The organism is Clostridium punense, from assembly GCF_017874425.1.
Lineage (GTDB): Bacteria > Bacillota > Clostridia > Clostridiales > Clostridiaceae > Clostridium_J > Clostridium_J punense.
This window is the reverse complement of the sequence record NZ_JAGGLL010000013.1, coordinates 58,246-76,786: the sequence shown is the minus strand read 5'-3', so window position 1 is coordinate 76,786 and position 18,541 is coordinate 58,246. Positions and strand designations below refer to the sequence as shown.

16 protein-coding genes, 1 pseudogene and 1 other annotated feature are annotated in these 18,541 nt (G+C 29.9%); of the genes and pseudogenes, 5 read left to right on the top strand and 12 right to left on the bottom strand.

The features are described from left to right. Positions 1-82 precede the first annotated feature (82 nt). Positions 83-619, top strand: coding sequence for an HD domain-containing protein (locus J2Z44_RS09640; protein ID WP_021282064.1), 537 nt, complete (start codon positions 83-85; stop codon positions 617-619). 171 nt (positions 620-790) lie between these two features. Here the strand turns inward: J2Z44_RS09640 and J2Z44_RS09635 are convergent, their stop codons facing one another. The 7 genes and pseudogenes from J2Z44_RS09635 to J2Z44_RS09605 all read right to left on the bottom strand — a co-directional run bounded on the left by J2Z44_RS09635 (position 791) and on the right by J2Z44_RS09605 (position 7,548). Further along, the gene (locus tag J2Z44_RS09635) at positions 791-2,245 is read right to left on the bottom strand and encodes a PH domain-containing protein (protein WP_021282065.1); all 1,455 of its coding nucleotides are present in this window, start codon (positions 2,243-2,245) and stop codon (positions 791-793) included. Continuing rightward, complete coding sequence (locus J2Z44_RS21945) at positions 2,235-2,726, bottom strand: PH domain-containing protein (protein ID WP_021282066.1); 492 nt, start codon at positions 2,724-2,726, stop codon at positions 2,235-2,237. The genes J2Z44_RS09635 and J2Z44_RS21945 overlap by 11 nt, the downstream gene beginning before the upstream one ends. Continuing rightward, complete coding sequence (locus tag J2Z44_RS09625) at positions 2,716-3,288, bottom strand: HD domain-containing protein (protein ID WP_021282067.1); 573 nt, start codon at positions 3,286-3,288, stop codon at positions 2,716-2,718. Before J2Z44_RS09625 ends, J2Z44_RS21945 begins: the two co-directional genes overlap by 11 nt. Positions 3,289-3,550: 262 nt before the next feature. Then, positions 3,551-5,176: a methionine--tRNA ligase gene (metG, locus tag J2Z44_RS09620; RefSeq protein ID WP_021282069.1), complete on the bottom strand. Its 1,626-nt coding sequence runs from the start codon at positions 5,174-5,176 to the stop codon at positions 3,551-3,553. A 252-nt stretch (positions 5,177-5,428) separates the two neighbouring features. Beyond that, positions 5,429-5,690 (bottom strand) — a binding site (T-box leader). A gap of 282 nt (positions 5,691-5,972) precedes the next feature. Beyond that, a pseudogene (locus tag J2Z44_RS09615) lies at positions 5,973-6,548 on the bottom strand (DJ-1/PfpI family protein). A gap of 40 nt (positions 6,549-6,588) precedes the next feature. Then, on the bottom strand, positions 6,589-7,137 hold the full coding sequence (locus J2Z44_RS09610; RefSeq protein ID WP_021282072.1) for a DUF2087 domain-containing protein: 549 nt from the start codon (positions 7,135-7,137) through the stop codon (positions 6,589-6,591). Further along, positions 7,138-7,548, bottom strand: coding sequence for a hypothetical protein (locus J2Z44_RS09605; RefSeq protein ID WP_021282073.1), 411 nt, complete (start codon positions 7,546-7,548; stop codon positions 7,138-7,140). Between the two features lie 582 nt (positions 7,549-8,130). Here J2Z44_RS09605 and J2Z44_RS09600 point away from each other — a divergent pair. From J2Z44_RS09600 to J2Z44_RS09590, 3 genes are read left to right on the top strand one after another with little or no spacing between them, the layout of a single operon-like run. Continuing rightward, a complete protein-coding gene (locus J2Z44_RS09600; protein WP_209649530.1) occupies positions 8,131-9,246 on the top strand; it encodes a glycosyltransferase in 1,116 nt (371 codons plus the stop codon). Further along, positions 9,239-10,336 (top strand): UDP-galactopyranose mutase, encoded by a 1,098-nt coding sequence (gene glf / locus J2Z44_RS09595; RefSeq protein WP_021282075.1) that lies wholly within the window; start codon positions 9,239-9,241, stop codon positions 10,334-10,336. Before J2Z44_RS09600 ends, glf begins: the two co-directional genes overlap by 8 nt. Beyond that, positions 10,336-11,796 (top strand): flippase, encoded by a 1,461-nt coding sequence (locus tag J2Z44_RS09590; protein ID WP_021282076.1) that lies wholly within the window; start codon positions 10,336-10,338, stop codon positions 11,794-11,796. The genes glf and J2Z44_RS09590 overlap by 1 nt, the downstream gene beginning before the upstream one ends. A 46-nt stretch (positions 11,797-11,842) precedes the next feature. Here J2Z44_RS09590 and J2Z44_RS09585 read toward each other — a convergent pair whose 3' ends face one another. After that, positions 11,843-13,087, bottom strand: a complete 1,245-nt coding sequence (locus J2Z44_RS09585; protein WP_209649529.1) for a dicarboxylate/amino acid:cation symporter — start codon at positions 13,085-13,087, stop codon at positions 11,843-11,845. 128 nt (positions 13,088-13,215) lie between these two features. Between J2Z44_RS09585 and J2Z44_RS09580 the strand changes: the two genes are divergently transcribed. Then, positions 13,216-14,079 (top strand): AraC family transcriptional regulator, encoded by an 864-nt coding sequence (locus J2Z44_RS09580; RefSeq protein WP_021282078.1) that lies wholly within the window; start codon positions 13,216-13,218, stop codon positions 14,077-14,079. 220 nt (positions 14,080-14,299) lie between these two features. Here J2Z44_RS09580 and J2Z44_RS09575 read toward each other — a convergent pair whose 3' ends face one another. The 4 genes from J2Z44_RS09575 to J2Z44_RS09560 form a co-directional block, all read right to left on the bottom strand. After that, positions 14,300-15,001 (bottom strand): CPBP family intramembrane glutamic endopeptidase, encoded by a 702-nt coding sequence (locus tag J2Z44_RS09575; protein ID WP_021282079.1) that lies wholly within the window; start codon positions 14,999-15,001, stop codon positions 14,300-14,302. A 113-nt stretch (positions 15,002-15,114) separates the two neighbouring features. After that, entirely contained in the window at positions 15,115-16,545 is a 1,431-nt protein-coding gene (locus tag J2Z44_RS09570) for a sensor histidine kinase (protein ID WP_021282080.1), read from the bottom strand. Positions 16,546-16,550: 5 nt separating this feature from the next. Further along, positions 16,551-17,234: a response regulator transcription factor gene (locus J2Z44_RS09565; protein WP_021282081.1), complete on the bottom strand. Its 684-nt coding sequence runs from the start codon at positions 17,232-17,234 to the stop codon at positions 16,551-16,553. 198 nt (positions 17,235-17,432) lie between these two features. Next, positions 17,433-18,431, bottom strand: a complete 999-nt coding sequence (locus J2Z44_RS09560) for an Ig-like domain-containing protein (protein ID WP_021282082.1) — start codon at positions 18,429-18,431, stop codon at positions 17,433-17,435. Positions 18,432-18,541 lie beyond the last annotated feature (110 nt).

The window sequence follows — 18,541 nt, the reverse complement described above, 5'->3', positions numbered from 1 at the left end:
TGGAATGATTCAATATATAATAGGGTAGTGAACGATTGCAATATTCTGAATTTAAAATGATTAATATTATGGAGGGGTTAAGATGGTAAATATGGATAGTCTTTTGGGCTTTGTTAAACCATACTATGAAGATAAGGACATAATGCATGATTTGTCTCACATAAGCAGAGTATTAATATATGTTGAAAAGTTATTAAAAATTGGAAACTATGAAGCAGATGTGGATACTCTCAAATATGCTGCCTACTTTCATGGATTTATCTATAATAGTGAAGAAAAGATAGTTGAGTGGTTAAAATGCCAAAAACTTTCGAGTAAGATGATAGATAAAATAATCACTGTTGCATGGGAATCGCAAAAGGATGAAGCAGCACAAACATTAGAGGGTAAACTTCTTCATGATGCACATATGATTGAAGGAGGAAAGACATATCTTATTGTAAAGTCTTTAATAACAGGTTCTGTCAGAGGACAAACATTGAAACAAACCATTGAATATATCGAGAATAATATATTGGGTAAAGGAATTTGCTACTTACCAGAAGCACAGATAATCTATTATCAACAACAAGAATTTGCAAAAGCTTTTGTTAAAGACTTGAAAGAAGGTTTAGCATAACATTAGATTTACTTATAATACTAATTAAGGGAACTTTTTATAAGTTCCCTTAAAATATAATATATTATCAACATTATTCTTAAATATAGCCTTATCTTAAAATAATTAGGAACCAAGCTACTAAAAACAGCTTTCTTATGATTCCTATGGCAAATGATGTAGAACAGCACACTAAACAATTAAATTTTCATACAAGCTGTCAATAAGCTCTTCCTCCATGTGTCTTACCTTAACAGAATCAGCTAAATTATTTGATTGGATATCCAACTTATAATCACAGATCATAGCTTTTCTTTGAAGGGGATTTTGAATTTTTTCTATAGATTGAATACTACTTTGTCTAATGTAATTTGTAGTTTTAGTAAAGCCGCCAGCACTAGTAACAATGATTTTATCAGTTACTCCTAAAGATGTATTCTTATAATTAAGATATCCTGCTATTGCACTTAGTAAAACTATTACTGCTATAACTACTAGCTTAAACTCACTAGGTATACCTTCAATAATAAAATATAGAGGAATTAAAATTATTAAAGGAATTAAAATCCTCATCAACATAAATCTTTTTATACTACTTTTAGGTGGTTTTTCTACCTTATTAGAAAAAATCATCTCAGGCAGCATTTTATCTAGAAATTCTTCTTTAAATTTATTATTAGCTATAGGGTATAGTATGGCTTTCTCATTCTTTTCATCTCCATAACCTATAGTTACAGTTTCAAGAGTATATATTCCTAACCATTGCTGCAACAAACCCTGCTTATATTTTAATCCATGTATTTTTTCTATAGGAATAGAATACTCCTTTTTATTTATCAATCCATAGCTTATACTAAAGTTATCATTTTTCACTTTTATAGTAAATCCATAGAACTTAACTATCTCAAATATAATAGATAGTAAATTTATAATAATATACACAAGTATAAGTACACCTATTATCATAAATAAAACTTTAGTTCTATTTTCAAAAACTATACTATTCATACTTATTGTTTCTTCTAAACTTTTTATTATGGAAGTTTTGGCAAATTTCTCGAAATCATCTGCTAAATTCATTACAGCAAAAAATCCCCCAATGGCCCAAGCTAACTTACCTTTGGTAACTGCATATATTACAATTTCCTTTATAGAAATTACTTTTTCTAAGTTTTTTTCATCTTTTTTATCTAGCAAATCTAGGTCACTTTCATTACCTGTTTTACTAGATAATATAATTTCTCGAAGTTCTTCTGCTAAGCTATATTTAAGCTTCATATTAAATTCTGTTTCTTTCTCAGTAACATTTCCAGTATTTATTTTCACTGTACAAATATTAAAAATTCTATCTACTAAGCTTTTGCCAACATCTATTGTATCAATCTTATTAAAAGGTATCTCTTGCTTAGTACTTCTAAGAATCCCTGTTTTATAAACTAGCAAATTTTCCTCTATATAAAACTCAGTATCTTTCCACTTTTTTATTGCTTTAATTACTGATCCAATTATGAGTATTCCCATTCCAATATAAACAGCTGCTTTTCTAATGGAAAACATTAATATAAAGAAGATAAATAAATTCTTTAATGAAGTAAAAATATCCTGGATTATAACAGTCCAATGGTTTCTAATGGGCTTACTTGTCATTTGCTTCCACCTTTTCCTTAACCTTATCTTTTAAGAACTCACTTATTTCTTCCGCTGTTTTTAATTCAATGTTTGGAATGGTATAGCTTCCTCCAGCAGTATAAATCTGAAGGTTAGCTAAATTAAATCTTCTATTTACAGGGCCTTCACTTATTTTTATATGTTGAACCCTAACTATTGGTATTACAACAGTTTTAATCCAATATATGCCTTCTGAAAACTCTATTTTATCCTTCGTTATCCTATACTTCCACTGCTTGTACTCTATTGAAGGATACAATATTGTATTTAATATCATAAAAAATATAATAATGCCTACTCCTATATTAATATACAAGCTTGAGGTTCCACTTAAAAACTCTAGCTTTGTTGTAAGAAAATAGCTCCCTCCTATTAATATGGCTGAAAATATTGCTGTTGTTATTGCTCTAGATATACACCAAGATTTAATTGAATTAATGTGTAACTTACTATATTCCACGATGCCCTCCTTGTTTAAAAATAGTTTTAATCATTTCTTTTTTTTGTTTATAGTGCTCTTTGCTTTCCTCAGACATTTTATTATAGCTTCTTTCAAGTTTATTTTTAACAAACTCTGTTCCCTCTTCAATGCTTAGTTGCCTTTGAACAAAGGCTAAATGAAATAGTGATGGTAGTGTATCATAATGAGAAATAGCATCTGCAACACATATTTCCTCTTTGGAGTTTTTTTCTTTTATCACACTTCCTCTATGATTTAATATACATAATTTCACTAAATGAATTTTATCTGGTGGATAGTTATATTCATTTAGGATTTTTTCTGCCATATCTGCTCCGTGGATATGATGATTTTCGTAAAGCTTATAATCAGTAATTGAAGCTATATCATGAAGCCAGGCTGCAATTTCACATACTTCCACATCTGCTCCATATAATTGAGCCAGTTCAATGGTATATCTAGCTACAATTTTAATATGATCATAAATTCCCATGCCAAAAAGGTTATTTGGACTTTCGCATCTTCTTTTTATATCATTTTTTAGCTCCTCAAGGATATACATTCTTCCTCCTCCATTCCATATATATTTTTATAACTTTCCTTTATATTTTCTATGTTTTTGTTAAAAAAATGTTTGTACTTTTCACTTACAATTATAACATATATATCCAAATGATACCTAATAACTCCCTGTATTTTTGTCTATCTTTGTCTAGAGAAAAAGAAAAAGTTCTCTGCTAATAAAATAGATTCTTCAAGATGTTTATACTTTTTAGTTGATATTTTCTATTAGAGTACTTCTTCTTTAGTTTAAAATTAATCCATTAATCCCTTAACAACCTTTTTCTCTCTTCTTCAATTAAACTTTTATCAAGCCTTTGAAATAGTATGCTAACTTCTCCAATTTCTCTTCCCTTCTCTAGTTCAATTAGACTCCACTGATTTTCATGAATTCCTAGCCAAGTTTTTACCTCTTCAGAAGACTCAGGCAAGAAAGGTGTTAATAAATTCGATAGATTTCCTATTACGTAAATGCAGTTATAAATTGTGTTTTTGCACCCATCCATGTCACTATTTACAGTAATCCAAGGTGTGTTCTCATCAAAGTATTTATTAATACGTCTTATGAATTCAAAGATTTTTTCAATGGCAACCTTTAGGTTTCCTTTGTCGATAAAATCCCCTACTTCATCATATAACTCTTGAATTTCTTCTCTAAATTTGCTTTCAACTTCTCCTTTAGGAATTTCATTGTTAAGATATTTCTTAGCAAATACTAAGGTCCTATTAACTAAATTACCATAGGCTCCAAGGAGTTCCCCATTATTGCTATTTATAAATTCTCTCCAAGAAAAGTCTGTATCTCTTCTTTCTGGTCCATTAATTAAGAAGAAATATCTTAAAGCATCTGTGTTATATCGCTGTACAATATCTGGTATCCATACTGCCCAGTTATTACTGGTAGATATTTTTCTTCCTTCTAAAGTCAAATACTCACTTGATATTATTCTATCTGGCAACTTCTCATAACCTATTCCATTTATTAATGAGGGTAATATTATAGAGTGGAAAGGGATATTATCCTTACCATGTATATAATAAGAAAGGGCATCCTCCTTCCAAAACTCTTCATAACTTCTATTGTTCTCTTTAGCCCATTTTTTACTTAAAGATAAATAGCCTAATACGGCATCAATCCACACATAGACTTTTTTATCCTGAAACCCTTCTATAGAAATATCTATGCCTAGAGTTAGATCCCTAGATATTGCTCTATCACATAAGCCTTCCTTCAGATATCTTTCAGTGTTATTAACGGCATTAATTCTCCAGCTCTCCTTTGCTTTTTCTAAGTTTTCTTCAACTACTCTCTGAAATTTTGATAGTGAAAAATATAGTTGTTTAGCTTCTTTTACTATAGGTTTTCCATTACATAACTTACATACTCTTTCCGATAGCTGTAGAGGCTCTAAAAGAGTGCCACAATTGTCGCATTGATCACCTCTTGCTATAGAATTGCATTTTGGGCATACTCCTTCTACATATCTATCTGGTAAAAACTCCTTGCAATGGTCACAGTATATCTGTTCCACTTGTTTTTCATAAATAAGACCTTTGTTATATAAAATTATAATTGCTTCTTGAACCTCTTTTTTGTGAAATTCATCATCAGTTCTTCCATAGTAATCATAAGAAAAACTTAATTTATCAAAACATGCTTTAAACTCTTTATGATACTTATCTGCTATGGCTTTTGGTGATACCCCTTCATTCTTCGCCCTTATAGCTATGGGAGTTCCATGACAATCACTGCCAGAAAGGTATAACACCTTATTCCCCTTGGCTCTATGATATCTTGCAATTACATCCCCTGGTAAAAGTGCTGCTATGTGACCTACATGTAGTGATCCATTGGCATAAGGCCAAGCTCCTCCTATAAAAATATTCATTGTAATTCCTCCCTCTATAATCTTTAATTTTCTTTAATATACTTCTTAAATTTTCTAATTTATTTTCTAAAATCTTTTTTAAGAAAACATCCTTCTCAATTGTTAACTACCACAAAAATACAATCCCCCCACACTCTACTAAAGTGCCTTTTCCGTCACTGAATAATAGAATTCTTTAGAAATAATTTAAATAGTATAATTCCATCTTCAAATAAGGCTAAAATAAAAAAACTCCCGTCCTAAGAAATTAATCCTAGGAACGAGAGCTAAACTTCGTGTTACCATCCTAATTTATATATACTTCGCAATATATACCTCTTCAAGTACGTCATATATAAATCTATATGATTATACTCTATCACTATAACGGATGAACCCGTTGCAGCCTTAATTTAAAAAATCTCGGTGCACCGCTCCAAGGCCATTTTCACTTTAATATCCTTTGCTTCCTCTCACCATTAGAAACTCTCTGTAAAAGTATTTTTAAAGTTACTTTCCTCTTCTCTGCTTTATACTAATTATACTACTTTGGAACTTACTGTCAATATATTGCGCGAAAATTTAGTATACTTCACTTTCCAGTGATTTGCCCTGATAAGTTGATATAATTTACATTATATTTTTTCCATATACTAGATCTATTTATTTTGCAGTTAAAATATTACTTAATCTAAAAGTTTCTTTGCTGAATGCACATAAGAACTATCCTTTTAACTATGATGAACCGAATAATTGCAAAGAAAGCCTTAGCTGCTTACTCAATCTTCAGGAACTTATATACATCCATATAAAATAACTAAATACCTTTAGTTATCTTTATAAAATTATTCTTATCTTCTTCGTCTTCAAATCCATCAAAATAATCGAGGATTTCAACTGCAAAATCAATAAAAGCATATCCTTGTGCAGTTATTACATTTTTATCTCTAACAACTCTATCAACTATAAAATTTTGTCTAGGAAAAGGATCCTCTTCCTTAAAATTTTGCACATGAGTTTCAGTCCAATTAATTATCGATGTTGTGTATTTCACATCATTTAAAACCCCTGCTTTTGCTAGGAATCTAGGACCAGCACATATAGCTCCCAATAAATTACCCTTTGTTTTCACACTTTGTATTAGTTCTACAAGCTCTTCTCTAACTTCTCCATTTCATCCCCCTGGAATAATTAATCCCTCTACCTCATCTTTTAAAGCATCTTTAATAGTCTTTGAAGGTTTGTACATAATTCCTGATTTGCTTGTTATTATATTATCCTCATATCCAACAGTAACTATTTCCTTCCCTAAATCTCCACCTAAAAGATGAGTAACAAAAGTTATTTCAAAGTCTGCCATATTGTCATAAATAAAAACTAATATCTTTCCCATAAAAATCCCTCCAATTCCCCTTTAATTACCTTTTATTATATCATTTAACTACTTTGTAAACATTATTTTCTCTTTCAAGAATTTTGAACTCTATCATAGCTCTTCTAATTGTGCAAAAATCATCATGAAAATCAGCAATAATGATATTAACTTCTCTTTCAGGATATTCCTTATCTGGTTCAAAACTCTCAGCAATTTTCTCTAATACTATTTTTCTTTTTTTCTGTTGAACTGGAATAGACTTTAACTTACCATAGCTGAAAAAAGTTTTAATTACACTTTCTTTGTATTGTTCTTCTCTTTCAGATTGTATATCCGTTTCCCACTGGGCTTCACTAATGATTTCACCTAAGTTTAAACAAAGCATATCTTTATTTAAATAGTAAGTTACATAATACTGTTCTTTAATTGAGTAAACTAGCTCAACCTCTTCCAGTTTCTTCAGGTGAAAAGATACAGTTGAAGGTGCTAAATCTAGCCTTTCAGATAACAATTCCACATACATAGGGCTTTCCATCAAATTATTTATTATAAGGAGCCTTGATTTATCAGCAAGGCATTTGAATATTTTTATGCAATTTTCCTTCATCTAATCCTCCTGACTATATTTATCAATATGCTTAATAAATATATCTTTTATTTGCTCTGAAGTTTTAATCTTGATTTCTTCCTTAAAATATTCTTCCATCATATTAAACTCTTTATCTTTAACCATTTTTTCTTTCCATGGTTCTGGAATCTTATAAAAAAAATTAAAATATTCTTGTGAAAGCTTTCTAAGTAACTCTTGCTCACTGTCTTCGCCACTACTATAAACCTTCCTGTAGCTTACATTAAAAAGCTTATAAAACATATCTACCACATTTACCTTTATCTTTTCTAAAATTGCTTCATCCTCTGAACCTTCTTCAGCTAACTTTAAGGATTTTTCTTTCAAATCATTAGTTAACTCCTGAAGTTCTCCTAAATATTCTACTTTTAATTCTTCACATAATAACATATTGACCCCTCCAAAAATAAATCTCTAATATACCCAAAACAATATAAGATATAAAAATATCCTCACAAGTTTTATTTCTATATTCATCTAATTAAATTTCACTCCCAGAAATGTATTGTGTCAATTTATTTTCATATACATCGAATCATTTTTCTGTAATTTTATTCAAGCTCACTTATATATGTGTACATTTAAAACTATCATCATATCATCTAGTCTAAGATTACCTAAATTTCTTACTTCTTAAGTTTTTTAGTCTTTAGTATAAATTTCAAAAAATATTTTGGAGACTCCAAATTTATAGATTATATATTTACAAGTAAATTGACCTATGATTTTTTATACTGGCTATCCTTTGTTAAGTTTAATTAAGTCATATTACTAAGCTAGCTTTACTTACATAATTACCATCCTATAAAATACTAGTTATTTTGATTGTGTTAATTTACTTATTAACACCTTGTACTTATTCATAAATGAGGTATATCCCCATTCACTCTTGTTAATAATAACCAATGGAGCATAAACTGGTAATTTTTTATCACCAATATAATTGATTAATTACACAATAGGAGGATATAAATGGATAAGTATGTTTTAGAACCCCAAATCTCAAATTTGTTCCATGCAGGTAGTAAAGCAAGAGAAGATGTTAACTATTTTTTGAAAAATAATGGTTTTGAGGTTTTGACTTTTAAAGTAAATGACTCAAAGAAATTCCTGAAAAAATTGAAGAACTATATCAACTTTTTTTTAACGTCACCAGGTGTTGTACGCAAAGTTCAACCTAATTCTCTAGTATTAATCCAATATCCCTACCCTCATCGTTCAATAGTTTTAACATCTATTTTTAGAAGGCTCATGAGAAAAAATGTAAAGGTTGTTGCATTGGTTCATGATATAGATACCCTAAGATTCCAAAGGCCCGATGAGGAGATTGAAAAAGAAATACAGCGTTTGAACTCTTTTCATCATGTTATCTCCCATAATCCTATAATGACAGAATGGCTGACAAATAAAGGTTTGAAAAAGAATGTTTTTAACCTAGAAGTATTTGATTATAGAATGAATAACTTAGCACCAAATTTCTTAACGGAATTTGGAGAAGAACTTGCTTCTTACCCTGATGAAAGTCTTGCCACCAATGGCACTAAATCCCTAGTATTTGCCGGAAACCTTTCTATGCATAAATCAAAGTTTTTATATGCTTTTACCGATGAAATTCTTAAAGATTTATCCTTGAATCTCTATGGTATAGAATTTGATGATACCAGCATTAACTGTAAGAATTATTCCTATAAGGGCGTTTTTAAGCCTGATGAACTACCTAGAAAGATGGAAGGACACTTCGGCCTTATATGGGATGGTGAGGAACTCAATACCTGCTCAGGACATTTTGGGCAATACTTAAGATTCAATAATCCTCATAAGCTTTCTTTGTACATGGCCGCTGGAATGCCTGTGGTTACGTGGAAAAATGCAGCAATAGCAGATTTAATTTCTAAGAATAGAATAGGCATCTTAGTTGATAGTCTTACTGAAATTGCTGATGCTATTTCTGAAGTTAGTAATGAGCAATACCTAGAAATGAAAAATAACATTTCTGACTTCAACAAAAAAGTAACCAGCGGACACTATATCCAAAGTATAATTAGAAAAATTGAAGAGGATTTTAGTGAGGAGAATAAAAATGTATAAATACGTAGTAGTCGGTGCAGGTTTAAGTGGAATTACCATAGCTGAAAGAATTGCAACCTGTCTCCATGAGAATGTTTTGGTAATTGAAAAAAGAAATCATATTGGTGGAAATTGTTATGATTCCTATAATGAAGACGGTATATTGATACATAATTATGGTCCTCATATTTTCCACACAAATCATAAAGATGTATGGGACTATTTAAGTAATTTTACTAAATGGAATTATTATCAGCACAGAGTACTATCTTACATAGATGGGCAGTTAATTCCTATGCCTATAACCACAGAGACTATAAATAAACTCTACAATTTAAATTTATCCAACTTTGAAATTGAAGAATTCTTAAAAAAGCAAGCACAACCTATTGATCAAGTGACAAACTCAGAGGACGTGGTTTTAAGTAAAGCTGGTAAGGAAATTTACGAAAAATTCTTTAAGAATTATACAAAAAAACAGTGGGATGTATACCCAGATGCTTTAGACAAGTCCGTTATTTCAAGAATTCCAGTAAGATATAATAGGGATACTCGCTACTTTACTAATCAATACCAAGGAATGCCTAAATCTGGATACACAGCTATGGTTCATAAAATGGTAACTAATCCCAGGATACATATCTTACTAAACACAGATTACAAGGAAGTTCTTCATAATTTTAATTATGAAAAACTAATATACACTGGACCGGTAGATTACTTTTTTGACTATACACATGGAAAACTTACCTACAGGTCAATAAAATTTGATTTTGAAACCCTAGACTACTCTTGCTACCAAGAAGCACCAGTTGTAAATTATCCTAATGATTATGATTTTACTAGAATTACAGAGTTTACAAAAATGACTGGTCAACAAAGCAATAAAACTACTATTTTAAAAGAATATCCTACTTGGGAAGGAGAACCTTATTATCCTTACCCAACTAAAGAATGTGCTGATCAATATAATTTATACAAAGAAGAGTGCAATAAAGAAAAAAGCGTTATATTTATAGGACGCTTAGCTGAATATAAGTATTATGATATGGATGCTACAATTAAAAGAGCTTTAGACACATTTAATAATGAGTTTATGGTGAAAGCTTAATGGAAAGCATTGCAAAAAACTATACCTATAATGTAATTTATCAAATACTTTCAGTAATAATTCCATTTATTACTGTCCCCTATGTATCTAGAGTTTTAGGGGCTGAGGGTATTGGAATAAATGCTTATACTGCTTCTATAGTCCAATACTTTGCAATTTTTGGCTCTTTAGGTATAGGTCTCTATGCTAGCAGAACTGTAGCTTACAAAAGAGACGATAAAGAAGAACTCTCAAAAGCTTTTTGGAGTATCTTTACTTTACAATGTGTACTATGTAGTATTTCATTTACTTTATACATTATATTTACTATTTTCTTTGTTGATAAATACAAGTTAATCCAAGTAATTCAAGCCCTAAATCTAATGTCCATTGCTATCGACATTAGTTGGCTGTTTGTTGGAATTGAAGATTTTAAGAAATTAATTATCAGAAGTATATTTTTTAGGATTTTAGGAGTAGTTTGCATTTTTGTATTTATAAAAACTCCTGAAGACTTATGGAAATACATTGTAATTTCCACTTTATCCGTATTTCTAGGACAAATTGTTATGTGGGCTTACTTAAAAAATATCGTAAATAAAGTGAAAATAACCTTTAAAGATATAACCTCCCACTTAAAACCTTCTCTTGAGCTGTTTATTCCCCAAATAGCCATCCATGTGTACTTGGTGGTAAATAAAACTATGCTAGGAGTCATGTCTACCACTCAAGAGGTTGGTTTTTATGAAAGTGCTGATAAGATAATTAAAATTTCATTGGCATCAATTACTGCTATTGGAGGGGTAATGCTTCCTAGAATATCAAATAGCTTTGCTAAAGGCGAAAAAGATAAGGTAAGTTACTACATATATACAGTGCTAAACTTTGTATCCTATTTAGCAATTCCCTTCATGCTAGGAATGATAGGTGTTTCTAGACAATTTACTGGTTGGTTCCTAGGCAGTGAGTTTGCAAAATGTAGCACCCTATTAATCATTCTAAGCCCTATAGTCATTGCTATTGCTTGGAGTAATGTAATGGGAATGCAGTATATGATTCCTACAGGCAGAACTAGTGAATTTACTATTTCAGTAGTAGTTGGTGCTGTTTTAAATTTAGGACTTAATTTAGTTTTCATAAAAAAATTCCAATCCATCGGAGCTGCCATAGCTACAGTATTAGCTGAAATTGCAGTGACTTCAACTCAAATGTACTTTTTAAGAAATGATATAAAGATATCAAAACTCTATTCTAATTTAGGAAAGTATTTTATTTCTGGCTTAATAATGTTCATTCCTGTAACCCTTATAGGTTGTTTTCTTGGGCCTGCCCCAAAAACTACCCTTATACAGGTATCAACAGGTGGAGTTGTTTATATCCTATGTTTATTCCTATTAAAATCAGATATTAATACCTTTATATTTAGTAAAATTTTTAATAAACTCTATAAGAGATACTTAGCTAGGAAGGCTGAAGTCTAAAAAATTTAAGCTATGCTTAAGAGGCATAGCTTAAATATCAAAAGATTTATTTTAACCAACTTTTACCGTCGACCAGTCTGGTAACAAGCATTGCACAAACTGTATTTCCTGTGGAATTTAGCACTGTAGCCGGAGCATCTATAATTGTGCTAATTACAGCTATGATTGGAAGAGCCGTTGGTGGAAATCCATATATACTTATTATAAGCATTTCTCCAATCATTCCACCACCAGGTATAGCTCCCATTACGGCTCCAACTAAAAATCCTACTGCTAATATTGATAGAAGAGTTGGAGCATTATTAAAGTCCTTACCAAATATACCAAATAGAAATACTACTTTTAATACGCCCCCAATAACTGATCCATCTTTATGAGTATTTGCCCCTAGAGGTATAACAGTTTCTGCAATATCCTGTGGTACTCCTATTTTTTTAGTCGCTTCAAGATTAACTGGAATAGATGCAGCACTAGAACAAGTTGCTAATGCTGTTACAGTTGGTGAAAGAGCATTTTTCCAAAAGCTTCCAAACCCTCTTTTTCCTGCTGATAAATATGAGTACAAGCTAAAGATTGCAAAATAATAAATAAGAGTTAACCCTCCATATAAAAGAAATACCTTTAAATATCCCTCTAAAATCTGTGTTCCTAACTGTCCTACAACTGAGGCAAAATAGCAACCTAAACCTATTGGAGCATAGTACATTATTATATCTACCATCTTCATCATTACAACAGTTGCAGAACTTAAAAAGTTCCTTACAACTACAGCTTTTTCTCCTACTAAAGCTGTTGATAATCCAAATAGAGTGGAAAATAGAATAAGTTGAAGCATATTGCTCTTAGAAAGCAATGCTGAAAAATCTCCTACTGTAATTGTTTTTACCAATTGTTGTGATAATGCTATCTTTTCAGTGCTATTACTAACTTTCACATCTGATTGCGATAGAAGTGTTTTTATAACTTCGCTCTTTAGTCCTTCTGTTGGATTAAAGATTAGTGTTCCTATTATAGCTAATATGCCCGCTATTAAAGCAGTACCAATAAAAACTATTGCAACATTTGCTATTATTTTCCCCAACCTATTCATATTTCCCATATTTGCTATGGCGGAAGCTACACTAAAGAAAACCAAAGGTACTATTATGGTAAACATCAAGTTTAAAAAAATTTGCCCAAAAGGTTCTAGTATTGTGGCTTTAGGACCAAATACAATTCCTATTATCCCACCAAATAGTATTGATAAAAGTAATACTATGGAAGTTTTATAATTCTTTAATAATTTACTCATATATACTCAACTCCTAAAAATTCATCTATATTAACTATTATAGTAGCTTTAAATACAATTTTTATTGTAACTAGTGTTTAATTTATTGCATAAAGTGCTATAATTAATATATAGTTTGAGGTGATAATATGAATAAAAGTATTTCTACTGAAAAAGTGAAAAAAGGATACCTAAATGAGGATTTTCACTTTTTCAACCTAAAAGATCAAAAGAAAAATGAATTTGAAACTCACTACCATGATTTTAATAAAATAATTATTTTTATTTCTGGTCAGGTTACTTACATAATTGAAGGAAAATCTTATACTCTTAAGCCTTGGGATATTCTTTTAGTAGGAAAAAATGACCTCCATTTACCAATAATAAGTTCTACCACTCCCTATGAAAGAATAATATTATGGTTAAATCCTTTGTTTTTAGAAGAACATAATAAAGATAATTGTAATCTTTTGAATTGTTTTCAATTGGCAACTGAAAAAAAACTTAATCTAATTAGATTAAATAGAATGAATATAACTTCACTTAAACAAAATCTTTCTGACCTAGAAGAGTCAATTAAAGACAAAGCTTTTGGCAGTTATATTTTAAAAAATGCATTATTTCTTCAGCTAATGGTGAAGATAAACAGATTATTTCTGGAAACAAGTTTTGGTGAAAGTATTGAAGATATTAAATATGATCCTAGAATAGAAAACATTTTAAGTTTTATAAATTTAAATCTACAGGAGGATTTGTCCATAGATGTAATTTCTGAAAAGTTTTACCTAAACAAATATTATTTGATGCATCTATTTAAACAAGAAACTGGCTACACCTTACATAACTATATACAGAAAAAAAGAGTTATACGTGCAGCTGAAGTTCTTAGAAGTGGACTTCAAGCTGGTGAGGTTTGTTCCCTATGCGGCTTTGGAGATTACTCTACTTTTGTAAGAACCTTTAAAAAAGAATTTAATTTATCCCCTAAGCAATATTGTAAATATAATGAGTAAAATTATAAATTTGATGGTATCAACTTAAGTGGCTATAGCAACATTATTTATTTTATAACCTAAAAAAGGGCCAGGTTCATAGCGCACACATACTATGAACCTGGTCCTTATAAATCAACTGTTTTTTGCATTTCAATATAATTATTCACTTAATGAGTCTTTTTAGCTATACACTACAAGTGATTCTTTAAACTAGTTAACTATGCTATGGATTTTTTGTTTAGATTAATCCAAACAAAATAAATCCCACTGTATTAATTGCAAAGTTAGCAAACATGTGAACCATCCAAGATGAATATATATTTTTATTTCTTTCATTCAAGAAGTTAAATATTATTCCACCTACTATAAGTCCTATAATTATTAACAATAAGGTAGCTATAGAAAACCACCCAATCATCATTGAAACATGATATAAGGCAAAAGCTATGGAACTTATACTGTAAGAAAAAAATCTAGAAGTATATCTTTTTAAAGATAAAAATGCAAAACCACGAAAAAAGAATTCTTCTAACATAGAATTTATGAAAGATATATAGAGAGAAACAGAAACAAAGTTGTCTTTACTTACACCTACATTGCTTTCTAATGAAGAAGTTATTTTAGAAAAATCTAAAATGTTTTTCAGAAAAAAGTATGCTGCTAATATTACAAGAAATACTCCAACACCTAAAAGTAATGGCTTAATCAAACTATTCTTATGGATGGAAAATAGCTGCTTCAAATATATTTCCTTATCATAACCAGAATAAATTAATGGACATCCTAGAAATAAGAAAATTTTAATTATTGATTTTATAGCATAGCCTGGTCTTATGACTGCATCAACAATTCCCATAATTACACAGCACACTAAAATAATAAATAGAACTCTTCTTATTTTAGTTGATTTATTTTCTACCGCTATTTCAACAGTTCTCATACCATGCCCCCATAAATAAAAGTATTTATTACTTTATTATACCATATAAAATCCATGAATCTCTTTCCTAACCTTCTCAAAGTCTTAATTAAGTCAACTTATTTCTTATAAAATTAAATACTGTCAGTTAAGGTAACCCTAACCTTTACTAACTCTCCATTTTCAACAATTATCTCTCCACCATGTTCTTTTACAATCTCATTACATAAATATAAGCCTAACCCCCTACTCTCCTTATTATTAACTTCATTAAGTTTTACAAAAGGTTCAAATATGCTGTTAAAGATCTCCTCTGGAATTGGATTACTGTGGTTTATTACTTCAACATAATATTTATCTTGTACCCGATAGGAGTTTACATAAATCTCCTTACCATTAACAGAATACTTAATGGCATTGTCAATAAGATTAATCATCACCTGCCTAATCCTATCCTCCTGTGCCCTTATAACACCTTGGTTTATATTTTGCACTATTGTTAAGGAATACTTGCTTGCTTTAATACTCATATCATTACAGCTTTGCGTAATAAGCTTTTTCATGTCTACTTCTTTGACTTCCTCTTTGACCACATACAAACCCTTAGATACCTCTATAAGCTCTAAAACTAGCTTATGAAGTCTATCACTTTCAGAGTATATTCTTTCTATAGCTCTTTTATCAAAGGCTTTGTCCTCCACCATTCCAGTAAGTAACAATTCAGCATAACCTGAAATAGCTGTTAGTGGAGTTTTTAACTCATGAGTTACGCTGTTAAAAAATTCTCTTCTTCCTTTTTCAAGTTTATAAACCTTATCCTTTTCATTTTCTATAGTTTCAATTTGTTCTCTAATTTTATCCTTCATATTTATGAATTCTCGTGCTAATATGGCAACTTCATCTTTTCCATGTTGATTTATCGGAACATCATAATCCCCATTTCCAAGTTTTATGATAGCATTAGTTAAAGCCGTAATTGGTTTAGTAATTTTAGTTGTCATCAAAAATAAAAATATGAATATTGCTGCAAATATTCCCCCTTCAATGATATTTATAAGCTCCATAGTGTTCCTATATGTGATATATTCAGAATCAAAATTCTTTGCTATATTCACAATGCCAATATAATTATCATTAATAAATATGGGATAAGTTAAAGCAGCATTAATTCCACCATTCTTATAATTTAAATCTACAATACCCTTACCTTCCATAGCCATTGTATTGCTGTTTTTTACAACACTTTTAGATTCCTCTTCCATATTACCTACTATTAATTCTCCCTGCATATCTGTAATGTCTACAGTACATTGGTAATTTAGTGCAATGTATTTTACAATATAGCTTCCTTCTTCAATTAAGGACTCCTCTTTATTCTTTGAAGTATTGGTTAAAAGTTTGTATCTTATATATTCATGGGTACTATTCATCACTTGCTTTAATGAATTATTTATTCCACTTTCCATATTCACTTTTAATATTTTAGTAATTGCAACATTCATTATGATTACAGACACAATTAATATAAAAATCAGTCCACTTATAAATTTATTTCTTATTTTCATTGAAATTACCTCATCACGTAGCCTGTTCCAAAAACAGTATCAATGATAGATGGTAACCCTTCTTTATCTAGTTTGCTCCTTAGTCTTCTTACATGTACATCCACTGTCCTAATTTCTCCATCATAATCCATACCCCAAACTAAGTCTAACAAATCTTCTCTAGTGAAAACTTTATTTCTATTTTTAATAAAGAATTCTAGGAGTTCGTACTCCTTTGGCTTTAATTTAACTTCCTCTCCATCCCTAATAACATTTCTACCATCTAAATTAACCTTTATAAACCTATTAATTTCAATATAAAGTTGTTCTGCATGTTCCTTGTACTTATTAACCCTTCTCATGGCAACCTTAACTCTAGTAAGTACTTCTTTAATGTGAAAGGGTTTAGTAATGTAATCATCTGCTCCTAACTCTAACCCTAGTATTTTATCCACAATATCATTTCTTGCTGTAAGCATAATTACAGGAATTGGTCTTTTATCATTTATATATCTACATAATTCAAAACCGTTATCATCAGGCAAATTTATATCTAGCAAAACTAAATCTGGTTTGAAAAAATCTAAGGCATTCTTGGCATCTTTTGCAGTAAATACCCCCTTAACTGTGTATCCATCAGCTCTTAAGGCTGATACTAAAATATCATTAATTGATATTTCATCTTCAACTACTAAAACTTTAAACTCCATAATAAATCCCCTTACCCCTAACTTTTATATAGTTCATTTTCAAGTTAATATAGTACTCTTCAATCACTAATGTTTAACTTGCTTTCCTTTGCTCACATGGATACTAGTAAAAATAAATTTACTTATCAACTTTAGCAGTACTATAAATTTTTACTTTTATTTTAGCTTATTCTTATAGTCTTACTATCATTCCATATTTTAAGGTATAAATTGTTCTTCACTCTTTAATATGACACCATTTTCTAAATAAATGTGGCACAAAATTCCAACTTCACTTTTTTGCATTTGTATTTTTAACTCTTCAAAACTTACTGGTTGTTGGTATAATGTTTCTAGTTCATATCTATGTCCACATAGAGATATTCTAGCTTGAGATGACACTTCATAAGTTTCTACATTTTTGCTTTTATTTCTAATGTAATAACCATCCCATCTCCTTCCTTCTTCCACATCTAAATTATATCCATCTTTTAATGCTTCTGTTTCTGCTGTCCTATCCTCTGAGTTTTTATTAGAATAAAACTCAACTTCATCAACAGTTACATACATACTTTTACCTTCGTAGTATACTTTTCTTATATAACCTACTTTGTTTTCTCTTTTAAATTCCATCACATTAAGATTTAATTCTACATCTCTGTCATACTGCTCTATTTTTCCTTCATACTTTACTTGTCCAACTTTACTAGTATCAACAGTATTATTATTCCATACTACATCTACTTCCTTCTCTTCATTGTTTATCTTTACTTTAACTTTAGTTGGTAGAGTAAATTCTCCATTTTCATACAAACTTTTGTCAATCTTAAGAACTTCAAATTTTGATTTTATATCATTTAACATTTCCTTCATGTTTTCAATATCCACATTATTATTTATAGCTGTCTTAATAATATAGTAAGCATCGTCTAGCCTTTCCTTTTCCATATACTTGTTTTTAATTTCTATGTATGCTCCTTTATTAGCTTTATCCATGGAAATTGCCTTTTCAAAAGCGCTTCTTGCATCCTCATACTTTCCTTCATTTAAAAAGTTAATCCCATCTTTAATAACTTTTTTAACTTCATCTTCCTGCATTGTGGTCTCCTGCCTTATATCACTTGTTATTACAGTGGTCTTTTGCTTTTCTTCACATGCTGAAAAGATTAACATAACTGTTGTAAATAAAATTATTAGCATCAAAACTTTTTTTCTCATAGATAACCACTCCCTATATTTAGTATGTATAAATAATACCATGACATTTTTTCCAAAATTCGTGAATTTGTTTCCAACTTGTTTCCACAAAATAATTTCATATATTTCTC